The sequence below is a fragment of the Rhodococcus sp. RS1C4 genome (assembly GCF_002258225.1).
Taxonomy (GTDB): domain Bacteria; phylum Actinomycetota; class Actinomycetes; order Mycobacteriales; family Mycobacteriaceae; genus Rhodococcoides; species Rhodococcoides fascians_E.
Map to the genome: position 1 here is coordinate 56,511 of NZ_NOXZ01000004.1, position 19,816 is coordinate 76,326.

Below are 19,816 nucleotides of genomic sequence, written 5' to 3' on the forward strand. Positions count from 1 at the left end.
TACTCGGTGGGGACGTCAGCTGTCGTCGTGGGTCAGCTGTCGTCGTGGGTCAGGGGCCGACTACGTCCTCGGCCGCGGAAATCATCGTCGCTACCGCTTCCGCGTACCCCTGAGCACCGAGCGCAGGGAGGATTCCAGGCACCAACTGCGACAGAGCAACGGTGACCAACGCCTCGGGCTTGAGGGTCGCACCCATCGCCTTGGACACCGACGCGAGCTTGTCCGACAACTCCTCGAACGAGATCTCACGCCCCTCGTGCGCCAGAACCGTCGCCGCAGGGCTCACCGACGCAGCCTCCGACACCAGCGACGGAAGGTCGTCCACTGTCCGCGGAGCCCGTTTCGGTGTCAGCGCCGCACGTTCCGACTCCGTCAGGATGTCGATCGATCGAAGCGTCACGGACGGATCCTGGGTGACCGTGTCGAGGATGCGCCGGAACCTGTCCGCGATCTTCTCGACGGTCGATCTCGTGAAGATCGAGGTCGCGTAGTTCAGCAGCGCCCGGACGTCGGTGAGCGCACCGAACTCGTCGAACTGCTCGATCGCAGTCAACTGCAGGTCGAACTTGGCTTGATCCTCGTCTGCCGCCAGGGTCGACACCTCGAGCCCGGGAAGCTCGAACGTGCCGCTGACAGCGTTCTGGAACGTCAGCATCACCTGGAAAAGCGGCGAATACGCACTGGATCGCGTTCTACCCATCTGCTCGACGAGCCGCTCGAACGGCACGTCGGCGTTGCCGAAGGCCGCCAGGTCGCGGTCACGCGTGTCCGCCAACAACTCGGAGAACGTCGACCCTCCCTGCACGGACGAACGCAACACCAAGGTGTTGACGAACATGCCGACCAGATCGTCGAGGGCTTCCTCGCCTCGCCCCGCCGTCGGCGTTCCGACAGCGATGTCGTCGGTGCCGCTGAGCCTGGCCAGCAGCACCGCCAACGCACTGTGGACCACCATGAAGACGGTCGCGTTGTGCTCGCGAGCGGTCTTCTCGATACGCCCCGCGATATCGGCACCGAGCGTGAACTCGTACGCCTCACCGATCGTCGACTGCCGCGCCGGTCGCGGATGATCGGTCGGCAAGGGCAACAAGTCCGGAAGCCCGGCCAACTCACGAGTCCAGAACGCGAGCTGGCCACCGAGTGCACTGTCCGGGTCGTCCTCACTACCGAGCACCTCGCGCTGCCACAGGCTGAAGTCCGCGTACTGCACCGGCAACGGTGCCCACTGCGGAGCATCCCCCGCGGCACGAGAGGTGTACGCGAGCATCACGTCGCGGATGAGCGGGCGCATCGAGAACCCGTCTGCCGTGATGTGATGCGCAACGAGCGCGAACACGTGATCGGTGTCGGACAAGGCGAAGAGAGCCGCACGAACCGGCACCTCGCTCGTCACGTCGAAGCCTTCACCGAGGATCGCGCCGACGCGGCCGAAGACGTCGCTCTCCGTGACGGGAATCGGCGTCAGATCCGGCAGAGCGTCCGACACCGAGCCGATCAGCTGGATCGGTCCGTCCTCACTGTCCAGGTACCGCGTCCGGAGCACTTCGTGACGTTCGATCACATCGGCCATGGCGGCTGCGAACGCTGCCGTGTTCAGCGCACCGGTGAACCGCACGGCTGCCGGGATGTTGTACGCAGCCGACGAGGTGTCCACCTGATTGATGGTCCACATCCGTTGCTGCGCAAGCGACAGCGGAACCGCGTCCGGCCGGATGCGCGGAGCGAGCGGAACCCGCGCCCCGCCACCGACGAGTGGCTGAACCCGTGCGGCCAGCGCCTCCACCGACGACGCTTCGAAGATCGTCCGCACCGGAATGCGGGTATCGAGGGCTGCGCCCAGTCTGGACACCACCTGCGTCGCGATCAGGGAGTTTCCGCCCAGTGCGAAGAAGTCGTCGTCCAACCCGACACGAGCGAGACCGAGCACGTCGGACAGCGTTCGTGCGACGACTTCCTCGATGGGATTGGTCGGGGCCCTGAACTCCCCGACGGTCGTCTCCGGCTCCGGCAGTGCTGCGCGATCGAGCTTGCCGTTGGCGTTCAGCGGCAACGCATCCAGCATCACGTACACCGACGGAACCATGTACGACGGGAGGATTCGGGTCAGCTCGATCCGAATCGTCTCGGCATCTGTGCCGTCTTCGCCCCCGACGAGGTTCGGCACGACGTACGCCACCAGCTGGTCACCGGTGCGTCCGTCGTTGTAGACGGTCACGGCGGTGTCGCGAACGGAATCGAGTCCGCGCAAGGCAGATTCGATTTCACCGAGTTCGATGCGGTATCCGCGAACCTTGACCTGGAAGTCCGCACGCTCGATGTACTCCAGCTCACCCGAGCGCGTCCACCGCACGATGTCGCCCGTTCGGTACATACGTTCCGAGCTCGCATACGGATTTGCGACGAATCGATCGGCTGTCAGATCGACCCGACCGTGGTAGCCACGCGCCAGCTGAGATCCCGCCAGGTAGAGCTCACCGCTGACGCCGACGGGAACGGGCTGCAGACGCGCATCGAGAACGTGAACCCGACTGTTCCACTCCGGTTTTCCGATCGGAACCGTCGTGGTGTCACCGTCGACGACGCGGTGCGAGGTGATCGACACCGCCGCCTCGGTGGGCCCGTACAGGTTGTACAGCTCCGCGGAACTCGCCTTCTTCAGCGCCGACGCGGTCGCCGCGGGCAGTGCTTCACCGATCGCCAGGACTCGCCGCAGCGTCGGTGGCAGTGCACCGTCGGACACCGTGGTCAGCATCGACAACATCGACGGCACCACGTGCAGTGTCGTCACCTCGTGGTCACGGAGCAGACCCAGCAGGTAGTCCGGATCACGGTGACCGTCGGCCGAGGCGATCACCATGGATGCACCGACGGTGAGGGCGGACCAGAACTCCCACACCGAGAGGTCGAACGTCGCAACGGTTTTCAGCAGCACCGAATCCGACGAGTTCATCCCGAATTCCGCGTGTTTCCACACCAACTGGTTGACGATGGCGCCGTGCGAAACCGCGACGCCCTTCGGCTTACCGGTCGACCCGGAGGTGAAGATCACGTACGCCGTGTTGTCGGCGCGAAGCGCGCGGTTGTCACTGCGAAGCGCGCGCGCGTCCGTCGTCCGGACTGCATCCGCGTCCTTCTCGAGATCCGCCAGATCGACGGAGCCGTCGATGACGACGTTCTCGCGAGCCGTGGTGATCACGCAGACCGGTGCCGCCACGGACAGGATGTACTCGGTGCGTTCGATCGGCTGATCTGGATCGAGAGGAACGTACGCACCCCCGGCCTTGGCGATCGCGTACATCGCGACCACGAGGTCGGTGGACCGTCGAATGGCAAGTCCCACCAGACTTTCGGGTCCGACGCCGCGCTCGACGAGCGACCGCGCGACGCGCTCGACGCGAGCGTCGAACTCGGCGTAGGTGAGCGAGACACCGTCGAACACGACCGCGGTCGCGTCCGGGCTGCGCCGTACCTGCGCGTCGTACAGATCGACGAGAGTTCGGTCCGCCCCGAGGTCGCGAGCGGTGTCGTTCCACGTCGACACCAGCTCGACGCGTTCGCCGGGCGAGGTGATGTCGATGTCTCCGACCGGAACGTCCGGCCGCGCCACGACCTCCTCCAGGACGCGGACGAAGCGTGCGACGACGGCGTCGACCGTCTCTGGCTCGAAGAGATCGGTAGCGTAGGTCATCAGCGCCTCGAAGCCCGCAGGCGCACCCGAGTCGTCGTACTTGTCCGCCAGGATCAGGTGCAGATCGAACTGCGAGTTACCCGAGTCCGCGTCCACCGCCGACACCGTCAGATCACCGAGCTCGAGGGCCGTCTGCGCCACGTTCTGGAACGAGAAACCGACCTGGAACAGCGGGTGCCGTGCCGTCGACCGCGTGGGGTTGAGGACCTCCACGAGGCGTTCGAACGGAACATCAGCGTTGGCGAACGCCCGTAGATCCGTCTCGCGTGCCTGCGCGAGCAGGTCCACGAAGTCCCGGCCGCCGTCCACGTCGAGTCGGAAGACCAGAGTGTTGACGAACATGCCGACGAGATTGTCCAGCGCCGCTTCTCCGCGTCCTGCGATGGGCGTACCGACGGCGATGTCGTTCATGCCCGACAGGCGCGCGAGGAGTACCGAGAACGCCGCGTGCACGGCCATGAACACGGTCGCATTGTGTGCGCGAGCGAGCTTCTGCAGTGCGGCGTGTGTACCGGCCGGAACCGTGAACTCGACGCGGCCGCCCCGGAAACTCTGGTCTGCAGGACGCGGCTTGTCGATCGGCAGGGTCAGCTGGTCCGGCAGGTCTGCGAGTGCAGTCTTCCAGTAGTCCAACTGTTGCGCGCCGACCGACGTCGGATCGTCTTCTCGGCCGAGAACCTCGCGTTGCCACAGCGCGTAATCGGCGTATTGGACCGGCAGTGGTGTCCACTGCGGTTCGGTGCCCGTCGTCCTCGCCGCGTACGCGGTCATCAGGTCGGTCGTCATCGGAACCATCGACGAACCGTCGGCGGAGATGTGGTGAACCACCATCGCCACGACGTACTCGTCGGCACCGACCCGGAACAGGGTGACGCGTACCGGAACTTCGGTCGTGACGTCGAATCGGGTGGCGGCCAGCGCCATCACCTTCTCGGTCACCGACGCCGGATCGGCATCCTCGATGTGCAACGAGATCCCGGCACGCTCGGACGAGAGCACCCGCTGTACGGCACCACCGTCCGTTTCCGGGTAGACCGTTCGGAGCGTCTCGTGGCGTGCCACGAGGTCACCGATGGCCGCGGAGAACGCGTCCTCGTCGAGGCGGCCCGACAGGCGAAGTGCCATCGGGATGTTGTACGCCGTCGACGCACTGTCGAAGCGGTTGAGGAACCACATGCGCTGCTGCGCCAAGGACAACGGCACGTTCGCCGGCCGTTCGCGGGCGACCAGTTCGGTGCGCCCACCTCCGACGGCGGACTCGACGCGTGCAGCCAGGTCGCCGACCGACGAGGCTTCGAACAACAGCCGCACCGGCACCGACGCATCCAAGGCACTACCGAGCCGAGACACCACCTGCGTTGCGAGCAACGAGTTTCCGCCGAGCGAGAAGAAGTCGTCGTCGACACCGACGCGCGCGACACCGAGCACGTCTGCGAACACTCCCGCGACGATCTCCTCGATCGGTGTCGACGGCGCACGGAACGCCGTGGCCACCGCCGCGGGCTCCGGCAGAGCACGCCGATCGAGCTTGCCGTTGACCGTCAACGGAATCTCGTCCATCTGCACGAACGCGGAGGGAACCATGTACTCCGGAACGGACTGCGCCGTTCCCGCTCGCACCGCGTCCAGGTCGGCAGAACCCACCACGTAGGCAACGAGACGAACCGCACCCGGCGAGTCCTCACGCACCACGACCGCCGCCGCTGTCACGCCGTTCTGAGCCGAGACGGCAGCCTCGATCTCGCCGAGCTCGATGCGGAATCCTCGCACCTTGACCTGATCGTCCGCACGGCCGAGGTACACCAGCTCGCCGCTACCGTCCTCACGCCGCGTCCATCGAGCAACGTCGCCTGTGCGGTAGAGCCGACCCTCGCCGAAGGGATTGGCCACGAACCGCACCGACGACAGGTCGGCGCGTCCGAGGTAGCCACGAGCCAACTGCCCACCGGAGACGTACAGCTCGCCCGCCACTCCCACGGGCACCGGGTTCAACCGAGTGTCGAGCACGTAGACACCCAACCCTGTGATGGGTGCACCGATCACCGACGCCGAGCCGATGGACTCCGCCGTCAACGGGCGGTAGGACACGTGGACCGTCGTCTCGGTGATGCCGTACATGTTCACCAGTCGCGGCCCCGCCGTGCTGCCGTCGCCGTGGCGGTCGAACCATCCAGCGAGACGACGAGGCTCGAGAGCCTCACCACCGAAGATCACGTACCGCAGAGACAGCTCACCCGCATCCGCGGCCTGCACCCGGTCGAGTTCGGCAAGTTGGTAGAACGCCGACGGCGTCTGATTCAACACCGTGACACGTTCGGCGGCGAGAAGCTCGCGGAACGCTTCCGGTGACCGGGACGTGAAGTAGTCCACCATCACCAGCGTGCCGCCGAAAGCCAACGGACCCCACAGCTCCCACACCGAGAAGTCGAACGCGTAGGAGTGGAACATCGTCCACACGTCGTCCGGCCCGAAACCGTACGATGCGTCCGTGTTGTCGAGAAGTCGGACGACCGTACGATGCGGAATCAGCACACCCTTGGGACGACCCGTCGAACCCGACGTGTAGATGACGTACGCCAAGTGCTCGGGACGCAACGGAGCGCGTCGATCCGCATCGGACACCCTGTCCGCATCCTCACGGCCGTCGTCGATGCGCCCCTCGCCTTCGAGTCGAGACAAGTCCACGACCGGGAGGGAACCGGCGCGCACCGGTGCCATCGACTCGCCCTCCAGCACAGCCGAATCGGTGAGGACCGCAACCGGACTCGCATCGTCGACCATGAACGCGATCCGCTCGGACGGGTACGACGGGTCGATCGGCAGGTAGCCTGCGCCGGCCTTCAGCACCGCCAACAAGCCCACGATCAATTCGACCGACCGCGGGAGCGCCACCGCAACGAGCGCATCCGGACGTGCTCCGACCTCGATCAGAGCTCGCGCGACACGATCGGCCCGGCCGTCGAGTTCCGCGTACGTCACCGACTCGTCTCCGAAACGGACGGCTACACCACCCGGATGCGCGGACACAGCTGCCTCGAACCGATCGATCAGCGTCGCCTCGCTCACCGACACGTCCGAACCCGACGAACTCCACTGAGTGAGAACACGATCACGCGTCAGCGCATCGACGATCTCGATGTCACCGACCGCCCGAGACGAATCGGTCACGACACCACCGAGAACAGCGAGGAACTGCTCCCCCATCGACACGACCGTCGACTCGTCGAACAGATCGGTCGAGTACGAGACGTAGCAGGTGTAACCGCCGCCGGTCTCCTCCTCGAAGGTGAACTGCAGGTCGAACTTCGCGATCTCCGCATCGAACTGCACCGCCTCCGCGGACAGGTTCGGCAGTTCCAGGGCCGTGCGACCGAGGTTCTGGAATGCGAGCACCACCTGCACGAGCGGATGACGAGCCTGCGACCGCTGCGGGTCCAGGATCTCCACCAAGCGCTCGAAGGGAACGTCGGCGTTGCCGAACGCCTGCAGATCGACTTCACGTGCCTGTGCCAGCACCGCGTCGAACGCAACTGCAGGCGACACCTCGGTGCGCAGTACCAGCGTGTTCACGAACATGCCGATCAAGTCGTCCAAGCGCGCATCACCGCGTCCTGCGACGGGCGTACCGATCGCCACGTCCTCCGACGCGGACAACCGCGCCATCAGCACGGCCAACGCTGCGTGCACGACCATGAACACGGTCGAATCGTGTTCCCGCGCAAGCTCTTCGAGACTGCGGTGCAGAGACGGTGAGACGGAGAACTGTGTGGTTCGCCCGCGGTAACTCGCCACGTCGGGTCGAGCGTGGTCGAACGGTAGGTCGATCTGATCCGGCAACCCGGACAGCTGAGACCTCCAGTAGTCGATCTGCGCCGACACGAGCGACGACGCGTCGTCCTCACTGCCCAGAACGCTGCGTTGCCACAGCGTGTAATCCGCGTACTGCACGTCCATCGGTTGCCACTGCGGTCGATCGCCGGCAGTGCGTGCCGCGTAGGCCGTCATCACGTCGCGCGTCAGAGGGCCCATCGAGAACCCGTCTGCAGCAATGTGATGCACGACGAACACCAGAACGTGCGACTCGGGGCTCACTTCCAGCAACCGAATGCGCACGGGGACGTCTCGAGTGACGTCGAACCCGATCGAGACGATCGACACGACCTCGTTCACCACGTCCGATTCGGACACAGCGTGCGGCGCCAGATCGATGGAGACCTGGGACGGCTCGAGGATCACCTGATGCCCGACACCGTCGACCTCGGGGTAGACCGTCCGCATCGTCTCGTGGCGGGTGAGGACGTCGGTCACCGCGTCGCGCAGCGCCTCGGTGTTCAACTCGCCCGTCAGTCGTATCGCGACGGGGATGTTGTTGACCGCGGAGGCAGAGTCGAAACGGTTGAGGAACCACATCCGCTGCTGAGCGAGCGACAGCGGAATCCGTTCCGGGCGGTCCTGAGCGGCCAGTGCGACACGGCCCTGCGAGCCCGTTCCTTCGGCCCCCACGTGTGCTTCCACTGCACGTGCGAGACCGCCGACCGTGGTGGCGTCGAAGAGAACCCGGATCGGGACCGTCGTGTCCAGGGCAGCGCCGAGCCTGGCGACGACCTGCGTCGCCACCAGTGAGTTGCCGCCCAGGGAGAAGAAGTCGTCGTCCAGGCCGACGGACTCCACGCCGAGCACGTCGGAGAACACCGTCGCAACGGCCTGTTCGATCGGAGTCGAGGGCGCACGGAATTCCGCGGCCGAGACCTCCGGATCGGGAAGTGCCCTGCGATCCAGCTTGCCCGAGCTCGTCAGCGGAAGACCGTCCAGCAGCACGACAGCCGACGGAACCATGAACGCTGGCAGTCGAGTCTCGGCTTCCGACGAGATGTCCGCGACTGTCGTGCGTGCCGTCCACGGAACGACCCATGCCACCAGACGATCGTCGCGTACGGCCACCACAGCCTGTGCGACCGCAGGGTCGGCGACGAGGGCGGCCTCGATCTCACCGAGCTCGATTCGTTGTCCGCGCAGCTTGACCTGGAAATCGGAGCGGCCGACGTACTCGAGTTCGCCGGCTGTGTTCCACCGCACGACATCACCCGTGCGGTACAGCCGCCCGAGTCCGAAGGGGTTCGCGACGAATCGGTCCGCGGTCAGATCAGGTCGTGAGCTGTAGCCGCGTGCCAATTGAACGCCACCGAGATACAGCTCTCCCTCGGAGCCGTCGGGAGCGGGCCGAAGAGCGTTGTCGAGCACGTACACCTGCGTGTTCCAGACCGGTCGACCGATCGGGACACCGCGGGTGTCCGCGGCGACGAACTCGTGATACGTCACGTCGACTGCGGCTTCGGTCGGCCCGTAGAGGTTGACCAGCCGCGCCGACGGAAGCAGCGACACGATCGTTGCCGCAGTCGATTCCGGCAATGCCTCACCGGACGCGAACACCCACCGAAGGTCGCGAGCATCGGCTGCACCTGGTTCTGCCGAGAACACACCGAGCATCGACGGCACGAAGTGCGCCACCGAGACTGACTCCCGCGCGAACAGCTGTGCGAGATATGCGGGATCGCGGTGACCGTCCGGCCGCGCAACGACGGTTCTCGCGCCGACACGCATGGGCCAGAACAGTTCCCACACCGACACGTCGAACGTCACCGGTGTCTTCTGTACGACGGTGTCGGCGTCGTGCAGTCCGTACTCGGCCTGCATCCACTCGAGGCGGTTGACGATGGCGCGATGAGTGATCGTGACACCCTTGGGCCGACCCGTCGAACCCGAGGTGAACAGCACGTATGCACTGTTGTCCGGCCCGACGGTCCGGTCCGACGGACCGAGCGCAACCGCCGGATACTCCGACAGCGACAGCGTGTCGATGTGCATCACCGGGGGTGAACCTGCACCCAGCTCCACCGCGTCGCGCTCGGTCGAGAGCACGAGCACCGCGTTCGCCACGTCCACGATGTACTCGAGACGATCGACAGGCTGTTCCGGATCGAGAGGAACGTACGCTCCGCCTGCCTCCACGACGGCGTAGATGCCGACCATCAGATCGATCGACCGGCGCATGCCGACTGCCACCGCGATCTCCGGCCCGACACCGTGGCCGGCCAGGTAGCGCGCCAGCCGATGGACGCGGTCGGCGAACTCGCGGTAGCTGATCGTGTCGCCTTCGAACGTCAAGGCAGGTGCGTCGGGAGTCGATTCTGCGCGGGAGAAGAAGGCGTCCAGGAGCAACGCCTCGTCGACGGCATGATCGGTCTGGTTGCGATCGACGACCAGGGCATGACGTTCGTCGTCGCCGAGAAGGTCGAGGTCGCCGACCCTGACGCTCGGATCGACGGCCACGGCGGTGAGAATGCGCTCCATCCGGCCGATCAGTGCTGCCACGTGATCTTCGTCGAACAGGTCCTCGAAGTACTTCAGTGTCAATCGAATTCGGTCGTTCGCGACGATGAGCAACGTCAGCGGGTAGTGCGTGCTGTCGTTCGACTCCACACCGGACACGGCCATGCCGTCGATGTTCGACGCCTGGGCCGCGAGCCCTTCTTCGTCGACGGGGTAGGACTCGAACACGGTCAGTGTGTCGAAGAGGGCACCGACACCGGCTGCGCGCTGGATGTCGGTGAGCCCGAGGTAGTGGTGATCGAGCAGATCGGCTTGCTCGGCCTGGAGCCTCGTGAGCGCCGACTCGACGGACTCGGCTGCGTTCAGGCGAACACGGATCGGGAGTGTGTTGATGAACAGGCCGACCATCGACTCGACGCCGGGAAGTCCTGCAGGCCTGCCGGATACCGTCGCGCCGAAGACGACGTCGTCCCGTCCGGTCGATGCCGACAGCAGGATTCCCCACGCGGCCTGAACCAGCGTGTTCACGGTGACTCCGAGGCGGGCGCCCAAGTGCGTCAGCGACGAGGACAGCTCTGCCGACAGGACTGTCTCCACGGCACCCGACCGTGACGTGATCTCACGTCCCACGGCACCGGGAGCGAGAATCGTCGGCTCCGGAGCGTCCTCGAACGCTCGGGCCCACACGCCTTCGGACCGTGCTCGATCCTGACGTGCGATCCAGGACAGGAACGTTCGGTAGGACGACACACGCGGCAGACCGGACGCGTCGCCGTGTGCGGCGTACAGAACCAACAGGTCCCGCATCAGTAACGGCATGGACCATCCGTCGAGCAGGACGTGGTGGTTCGCGAACAGCAGCCGACTATCGTCCTCGGTGATCTTCACCAGGGTGAAACGCACGAGAGGTGCCGTGGCGGTGTCGAATCGAGCTTCCTGCTCCCCCGCACGCAGCTCCTCGTACGCACGCTCACGATCTCCCGACGGGAGTCCGGACAAGTCGTGCTCGGCCCACGGGAGTTCGACGTCGTCCTGGACCACCTGAACGGTGGAGCCGTCGGCGACCGTCACGAACGCGGTCCGCAGGTTGTCGTACCGGTCGACGAGCGACGCCGCAGCGGTACGAAGACGACCGGCATCGACGTCGCCGGTCAAGCGCAGAACCATCTGTATCGTGTACACGTCGACGGACGACTCCGCGAGCAGTGCGTGGAACAACAAGCCCGATTGCAGCGGCGCGAGCGACCAGATGTCACGCGTCGACGGGTAGCGCTGTTCGACGACGTCGATCTCGCGCTGACCGATACGGACCAGCGGGACGTCCGACGGTGTCAGACCGCCTGCGGTACCGTCCGCGACGTGAGCGGCCAGAGCGGTCAGCGCGCCCACCCAGAGGTCGGCCAGTTCCCGAACGTCGTCTGCATCGATGGCACCGACGGGGAATGCGAACGTCGCAGCGAGCGCCGAATCGTCCCCGGCTCCGCGGACGATCGCATTGATGTCGACGGTCTTGTTCGCCGCCATGTCGGCGTCACCGCTGATGGTCAGATCGTCGAAATCGGTTGCGGGCAGCCACCCTTCGATTCCTTCCGGAACCTCACCGGTGCTACCACGACCGAGGTAGTTGAAACTGATCTGACCGGTCGACAGCGAGCCGAGCTCGTTCGCGGTGTCCTCGTTGAGGTACCGCAACAGCCCGTATCCCATGCCCTTGTCCGGAATGCCGAGCAATTGTTCCTTGACCAGCTTGACCGCGGCACCGATGGAGGGGCCACCGTCGAGTGCGTCGGCGAGGTCGACTCCGGTGAGGTCGAGACGGACCGGGTACATGCTGGTGAACCATCCGACGGTGCGCGAGAGATCCGCACCTGGAATCAGTTCTTCTTCGCGGCCGTGCCCTTCGAGTTGAACCAATGTCGCAGGCGCATCCACTCCGCGACGCGCACGGAACTCTCGTACGGCAAGGGCAAGACCGGCCAACAGCCCGTCCGACACTCCACCGTGGAAGGCATCGGGCACTGCGGTCAGCAGGGCGCGAGTCACGCTCGGCGACAACTCGATCGCACAACGTTCCACCGTCGACGTGACGTCACGGGCGGGGTCGAACGGGCGCGTACCGAGGACCGGGTCCGGAGTTCCCGCGACGCTGCGCCACAGATCCATCTCCGAGAGACGACGAGGCGAACGCGCTTCGTCCGCGAGGGCGTGCGCCCAGCGACGCTCCGACGTGCCGACCTCGGGCAGAGCGGGGACTGCACCCGCCGCCGTCTGCGCCCAGGCGGAGACGAAGTCCGGAACAAGGATTCGCCAGGACACGCCGTCGACGACGAGGTGGTGTGCCACGACGACGAGACGGCCGCTCCTCGACGAACCGAAATCGACCCAGACGAAGCGGAGCATGTCGCCTGCGAACGGGTCGAGATGCGACATCGAATCGTCGACGGCCGCTGCGGTACGAGCCAGAACCTCGTCGAGGTCGAGCTCTGCGCCCACTTCGATGCGGTCGACGAGACGATCGATCGACACCGAACCGGGTGCGGAAGTCTCGAGACCCCACCCCTGGGACTCGTTCACCAGGCGCGCCCGGAGTCCGTCGTGGCGGTCCACCACGGCGAGGATGGTCGACACGATTCCCTGACGGTCGATACCGACGGGCAACTCGAGGGTCACCGACTGCACGAAGCGATCGAACGACCCACCCCGATCGGTCATCGACCGAGCGAACGGAAGCAGTGGTGCCCAACCGATTCCGCCACCGTCGAGCTCACCGAGAACGACCTCGTCGACGAGGTTCTCGGCAGCGGCGGCCACCGAAGCGAGACCCGCGACGGTCTTCTGCTCGAAGACGTCGCGTGGGGTGATCACGACACCTCTCGCCCGAGAGCGTGCAACGAGCTGGATCGACACGATACTGTCGCCGCCGAGCGCGAAGAACGAGTCGTCGATGCCGACCGCGTCGAGACCGAGGACGTCCGCGAAGACCTCGCTGAGTACTCGCTCGACATCGGTTTCGGCACCGCGGAACTCGGCCGAGCTCTCGAACGTGTGCTCCGGCAGCGCTCTACGGTCGAGCTTGCCCGACGGTCCCACCGGAAGTTCGTCGAGAACGAGAACCGACACCGGAACCATGTACTCCGGAAGCGTGGTCGCCGCCGACGCGACTACAGCATCGACGTCCACCGACGCGCCTGCAGTGGGCACGACGTAGGCGACCAGCTGATCGCGTACGACCAGTACTACGGCCTGAGCCACCGAATCGGCACGCAGAAGAGCGGACTCGATTTCTCCCAGCTCGATTCGCAGACCACGAAGCTTGACCTGGAAGTCCGAGCGACCGATGTACTCGAGCTCGCCGTTCGACGTCCAGCGAACCAGGTCGCCGGTGCGGTAGAGGCGGCCACCGTGCCTGTCCGCCGGATCGGCGACGAACCTGTCGGCCGTCAGATCGGGACGCGAATGGTAACCGCGAGCGAGCTGCACACCGGCGAGATAGAGCTCCCCCACCATCCCGACCGGCACCGAGCGAAGTCGATCGTCCAGCACGTGAACTCGGGTGTTGTACACCGGACGCCCGATCGGCACCGACGCGACGTCCGCGTCGACGACGTCGTGGTAGGTCACGTCGACGGCCGCTTCGGTGGGGCCGTACAGGTTGACCAACCGAGCGGCCGGCAGAACCGACCCGATCGTCCGCGCAGTGGCCGGCGGCAACGCCTCACCGGACGCGAAGATCCATCGAAGCGCGTCGGCACCGTTCGCTGTGGGCTCCGCGGCGAACACGGCAAGCATCGACGGCACGAAGTGCGCGACCGAAACCCGCTCGCCGCGCATCAACTCCGCCAGATAGACCGGGTCGCGGTGTCCGTCCGGCCTCGCGATCACCAAACGGGCGCCGATCTGCAACGGCCAGAACAGTTCCCACACCGACACGTCGAACGTCACCGGTGTTTTCTGCACCACCACGTCATCGGCCCGTAGACCGTACTGGTCCTGCATCCAGACAAGGCGGTTCACGATGGCGGCGTGAGTGATCGTCACGCCCTTCGGCCGACCTGTCGAGCCCGAGGTGAACAGCACGTATGCCGCATTCGACGGACGCAGAACACCGATGCGGTCCGCGTCGACGAGCGGCGCATCCGAGTACTCGTCGAGCCCCAGACGGTCGATCTCGAGCACCACCGCGTCGTCCGCGCGGAACCGTTCTCGCGACGTGGTCAGAACCGTCGCCGCCGCGGAGGTGTTCAGGATGTACTCGACGCGATCGGCAGGCTGATCCGGATCGATCGGCACGTAGCCTGCACCGGTTTCCAGCACGGCGTATACGCCGACCATCAGATCGAGCGAGCGCTTGAAGGCAACCGCGACAAGCGATTCCGCGCCGACACCGCGCTCGACGAGGGCACGGGCGAGTCGATTGACCCGGCCATGGAACTCGGCGTACGTCAGCGATTCGCCATCGAACGTCAGCGCCACCGCGTCGGGCGTCCTCGCCACCTGGGCGTCGAACATCGAGACGAGCGTTGCCGACTCGTCGACATCGTGAGCGGTGTCGTTCGCGGCAGCGATCAGTGCGCGTTCGCTCGGGTCGGACAGGTCGACGTCGCCGATAGCGACCGTTCGATCCGCGGCGAAAGCCTCGAAAATGCGTTCCAGCCGGCCCATCATGGTGGCCACGGCAGCGCCGTCCAGAACATCGGTCAGGTACTTCAGCTTCAGATGCACCTGTGAATCCACCGCGATGAGCAGCGTGAGCGGGTAATGGGTCGCGTCCTCCAGCTCGACCCCGGACACCGACATGCCGTCGATGTTCTTCGCCTGTTCGGCGAGACCGGCCTCGTCGACTGGATACGACTCGAACACCGTCAGGGTGTCGAACAACGCTCCCAGATTCGCAGCTCGCTGAATCTCGTTGAGCCCCAGGTAATGATGATCGAGCAGATCGGCTTGTTCACCCTGCAGCCGCACCAGTACGGACTCGACCGATTCGTGGCCGTCGAACCGGACACGGACAGGGAGGGTATTGATGAACAGACCCACCATGGATTCGACGCCTGCCAGACCCGCCGGGCGTCCGGACACCGTGGCGCCGAACAACACGTCGTTGCTTCCTACGGACCGACCGAGGAGCAGACCCCACGCTGCCTGAACCATCGTGTTCAGCGTGACACCGAGTTGCGCTCCGACCGAGTGAAGCGCCGACGACAACGCCGGGCTCAGATCCAGAATCACCTCACCGATATCGGTGGACGCCTCTCCGGCACGCTCGGCCGACGTGAGCATCGTCGGTTGCTCGACACCTGCCAAGGCCTCGATCCACTTGTCGACCGAGACGCGTGCGTCCTGCTCCGCGACCCAGCCGAGGAACGACCGGTAGGAGCGCACGCGAGGCAGCAACGACACGTCACCTGCAAGCGCGTACAGAGCCAGGAGATCTCGCATCAACAGCGGCGTCGACCATCCGTCGAGAAGAAGGTGGTGACTCGACACGAGGAACCGTACGTCGGTGGCCGACACGGTCACGAACGTGAACCGCATCAGCGGAGCCGACGTCAGATCGAACGGCTCGATCTTGTCGGCCGCACGGAGCTCGTCGAAGGCCGCCTCGCGCTCCGATTCCGGCAGCGACGTCAGGTCGACGTCCCTCCACGGCACGTCGACTCGATCCAGCACCAACTGAACCGACGTACCGTCCACATTCTGTACGAATGCCGTCCGTAGGTTCTCGTACCGGTCGAGCAGCGCCTGAGCAGCACCGTGAAGACGCTCACGCTCGACGTTTCCGCTCAGCCGTAGCACGACCCGCATCGTGTAGACGTCGACCGACCCAGCCCGTGCGTCGGTCGACTGGGCGATCAACGCATGGAACAGCAGGCCAGACTGCAACGGGGCGAGCGACCAGATGTCCGCCGCCGCAGGGTACGTCGCCTCCCATCGATCGATGTCGGCCTGCGACACGGACACGAGCGGAACGTCCGACGGAGTCAGTCCCCCTGCGTTGTCTCCTGCCACGTGTTCGGTCAGCGCGGTCAGCGCACGATCCCACAGCTCGACCAGTTCGGACACCTGGGTGCGGGTGAGCATCCCTGTCGCGAACGTGAAACTTGCGGTCAGACGGGGTCCGTCGACAGTGTCGACAACGGCAGAGTTGATGTCCACCGCGGCATTGGCCGGCATGTCCGGATCACCCGGTGCACCGACGTCCGCCAACACCGCGGACGGGAGCCAGGCGCCGCCGGTCAGTTCCGCCGAGATGCCCTCGGTGGACACGCGTCCCAGGTAGTTGAAGCTGACCTGCGGAGTGCTCGCGCTGGACTGCAGAACCTTGGCCGTCTCACCGTTCAAGTAGCGGAGCAGACCGTAGCCCATTCCCTTGTCCGGCACAGCGAGGAGCTGTTCCTTCACGGCCTTGACCGCGTCGCCGACCGCTGTGCCACCGGCCAGAGCGTCGTCGACGTCGATCCCGTTCAAATCGAGCCGGACCGGGAACGCACTGGTGAACCATCCGACGGTGCGGGAGAGGTCCGCACCCGGCACGATGTCTTCCTCGCGACCGTGGCCCTCGAGCTTGACCAGGCTCTCGGAGGTCACAGCGCCGGTTCGGGAACGCCATTCGCCGAGAGCCAACGCCAGGGTGGCCAGAAGTCCGTCGTTGACACCACCGTTGAACGCGCTCGGTACTCGGGTGAGCACGGCGTCGGTGACCGCCGCGGACAGTTCGATGTCGACGCGGTCGGTCGACGACAGCGTGTCGACTCGCGCGTCGAACGCGCGAGAACCGATTCGCGGATCGGTACCTGTCAGAACGTCTGTCCACCAACCGATTTCAGCTTCACGCTCGCTGTCGTGAGCGGCGTCGACCAAACCGTGGGCCCACCGACGCATCGACGTACCGACGGCAGGAAGTGTGATCGGCTGCTCGGCCGCTCCCTGCCCCCATGCCACGGCGAGGTCGGGCAGCAGGATTCGCCACGACACGCCGTCGACCACGAAGTGGTGTGCAACCAGGAGGAGGATGCCTGCCCGCGCAGGCCCGTCACCGACGAAGTCGAACCAGACGACTTCCAACATCCGACCACGCTCGGGATCGAGGCGGTCCTTTGCCTCGTCGAGTGCGGACTCGGCACGCGCGCGAACCTCTGCGTCGTCGAGCCCGGAGTCGAGCTCGACGCGAACCAGCAGATCCTCGACGTCGACGGTGCCGTGATCCCGGACGTAGAACGTCCACTCGCCGCCTTCGGCACGCTCGACGACGGACCGAAGCACGTCGTGGTGATCGACGACCGCGCCGATGGTCCTGCTCAGCAGCCCGTGGTCGATGCCGGTGGGCAGCGTAACCGCCACCGACTGCGCGAACCTCGCGAATCCACCCGGACCTTCGAGGATGGATTTCATGATCGGCGTCAGTGCCAGCGGACCCAGTCCGCCGCCGGGCAGCTCTTCCACCACCGGGACGTCCGTGGTCTCGCTCATCACGGTGGCGACCTCGGCAAGCGCGGCAACGGACTTGCGCTCGAACACGTCCCGAGGGGTGAACGAGATACCCCGTGCGCGCGCCCGCGAGACCAGTTGAATCGACACGATGCTGTCGCCGCCGAGAGCGAAGAACGACTCGTCGACGCTCACACGCTCCATGTTCAGAACATCGGCGAAGACTTCGGCGATGATCGTCTCTATTTCTCCGGTCGCACCGCGGAATTCCTGTTCGGCGAACACCGGTTCCGGTAGCGCCGCACGGTCCAGCTTGCCCACCGGGGTCAACGGAACACTGTCGAGGACGATGATCGACGCCGGGACCATGTGCGCAGGAAGAGTTTTCGCCACGAACTCGGTGAGACCCTCGACGTCCACTGTCGCCCCACGCGCCGGGAGCACATAGGCAACCAGACCGGTTGCGCCGCTGGGAAGTTCACGTCCGAGCGTGGCCGCGAAGGACACGCTGTCGTGTTCGGTCAGTGCTGCGTCGACCTCGCCGAGTTCGACACGGAATCCGCGGACCTTGATCTGGAAGTCCGATCGCCCGACGAACTCGATGGTCACGGCGTTCGGGTCGGCGATCACGGCGTCCGATCCGAAGGTCCAACGGACGACGTCGCCGGTGCGGTACATGCGCGCACCGGGAGCACCGTACGGATTGGCGACGAAACGCGACGACGTCAGATCCTCGCGCTCGTGATAGCCCCGGGCGAGAGCGCCGCCCGCGAGATAGAGCTCACCTGCGGCACCGACGGGAACCGGGTGCAGACGCGCGTCGAGAACGAGCGCCGACATTCCGTGGATCGGTCGGCCCACGGTGATGGGCATGCCCGGCCGAAGCTCGGCGAACGTGGAGATGATCGTTGTCTCGGTCGGACCGTACCCGTTGAAGTACGTACGGCCCGGCGCCCACCGAGCGAGGAGATCGGGGGTGGTGACGTCGCCGCCGACGGAGACGACCCGGAGACTGTCGATCCCCGCGGCGTCCACTGTTCCGAGCACGGCGGGGGTGATGATCGTGTGGGTCACCTGCTCGGTCACGAGCAACTCCGCGAGGTCCTCGCCGCCGATGATGGTCGACGGCACGACGACGAGGGTCGCGCCTTCGGAGAACGCGGCCATCCATTCGAGAACCGACGGGTCGAAGCTTGGCGAACAGATGTGCAGGAACTTGGATGTTCGGTCCAGGTGATACAGGTCGGTCGCCGCGTCGAGCACGCCGCCCAGACCACTGTGCGTGACGACGACGCCCTTGGGGAGTCCCGTCGAGCCGGAGGTGTAGATCACGTACGCGGCGTGATCGATGGACAGCGGCGACGTGCGATCCGCGTCGGTGATCGGAGTGTCGGACTGCCGAGAGACCGCCGCTGCGAAATCGGCGCCGTCGGTCACGAGCCACTCGATCGCCGAAGGCAGTTCCTCGACGTGGTCGCTCGACGTCAGGCCGAACAGTGCGCCCGAGTCGCCGACCATGTGCTCGATGCGTCCGGACGGGTAGTTGGGATCGACCGGAAGGTGTGCAGCGCCTGACTTGGCCACCGCCCAGACCGCGGCGACCATGTCGTACGAGCGCGGGAAGGCGAGTGCGACGATGCGATCCGGGCCGGCGCCACGTTCGATCAACGCGCGCGCGACACGCGTGGACGTCTCGTCGAGTTCTCGATAGGTGATGGAGCGGCCGTCCGCGCGCACTGCCACACCGTCGGGATCGATGTCGACACCGCGCTGGAAGATCTCCGGCAGAGTACCGCCGTGCGTCACCTCGTCGCCGTGGACGTGAGTCAGCCACTGGTACTCGTCGTTCTCGAGAATGGTGAGGTCACCGACCGGACGATCGGGTCGCGCGACGACACCTTCGAGAATTCGAACGAACCGGCGAGCGAACACCTCGACCGTCGAGCGGTCGAACAGAGCTGTCGCATAGGTGAATTCGGCGGAGATACCGGTCTGCGCACCCGATTGATCGGTGTGCTCGGACAACAACAACGACAGATCGAACTTGGCGACGTCGATGTCGAAATCGACCGCGCTGACCTTGAGCCCCGGCAGTTCGAAGCTGGTCTGCGGCAGATTCTGGAACGACAACGCGACCTGGAACAGCGGGTGGCGTACTGTGGAGCGTTCCGGATTCAGGATCTCCACGAGTCGCTCGAACGGCACGTCGGCATTTCCGAATGCCTTGAGGTCGCCCTCGCGAGTCGCCTCGAGGAGGTTCTCGAACGAACGACTCGGTTCCACGTCGGAGCGCAGAACGAGCGTGTTGACGAACATGCCGATCACGTCGTCGAGTTCCGCTTCACCACGCCCGGCGATCGGCGTGCCGAT

At 65.7% G+C, this 19,816-nt stretch carries 1 protein-coding gene (running past one end of the window); it reads right to left on the bottom strand.

Annotated features, from left to right (window positions below):
• Window positions 1–49: 49 nt before the first annotated feature.
• A protein-coding gene (locus CH289_RS00665; protein ID WP_094726985.1) for a non-ribosomal peptide synthetase crosses the window boundary here: on the bottom strand, window positions 50–19,816 show its 3' portion. 10,311 nt of this gene lie beyond the right edge of the window; 19,767 of the gene's 30,078 nt are visible here — the last part of the coding sequence; the start codon falls outside the window, past its right edge; its stop codon occupies window positions 50–52.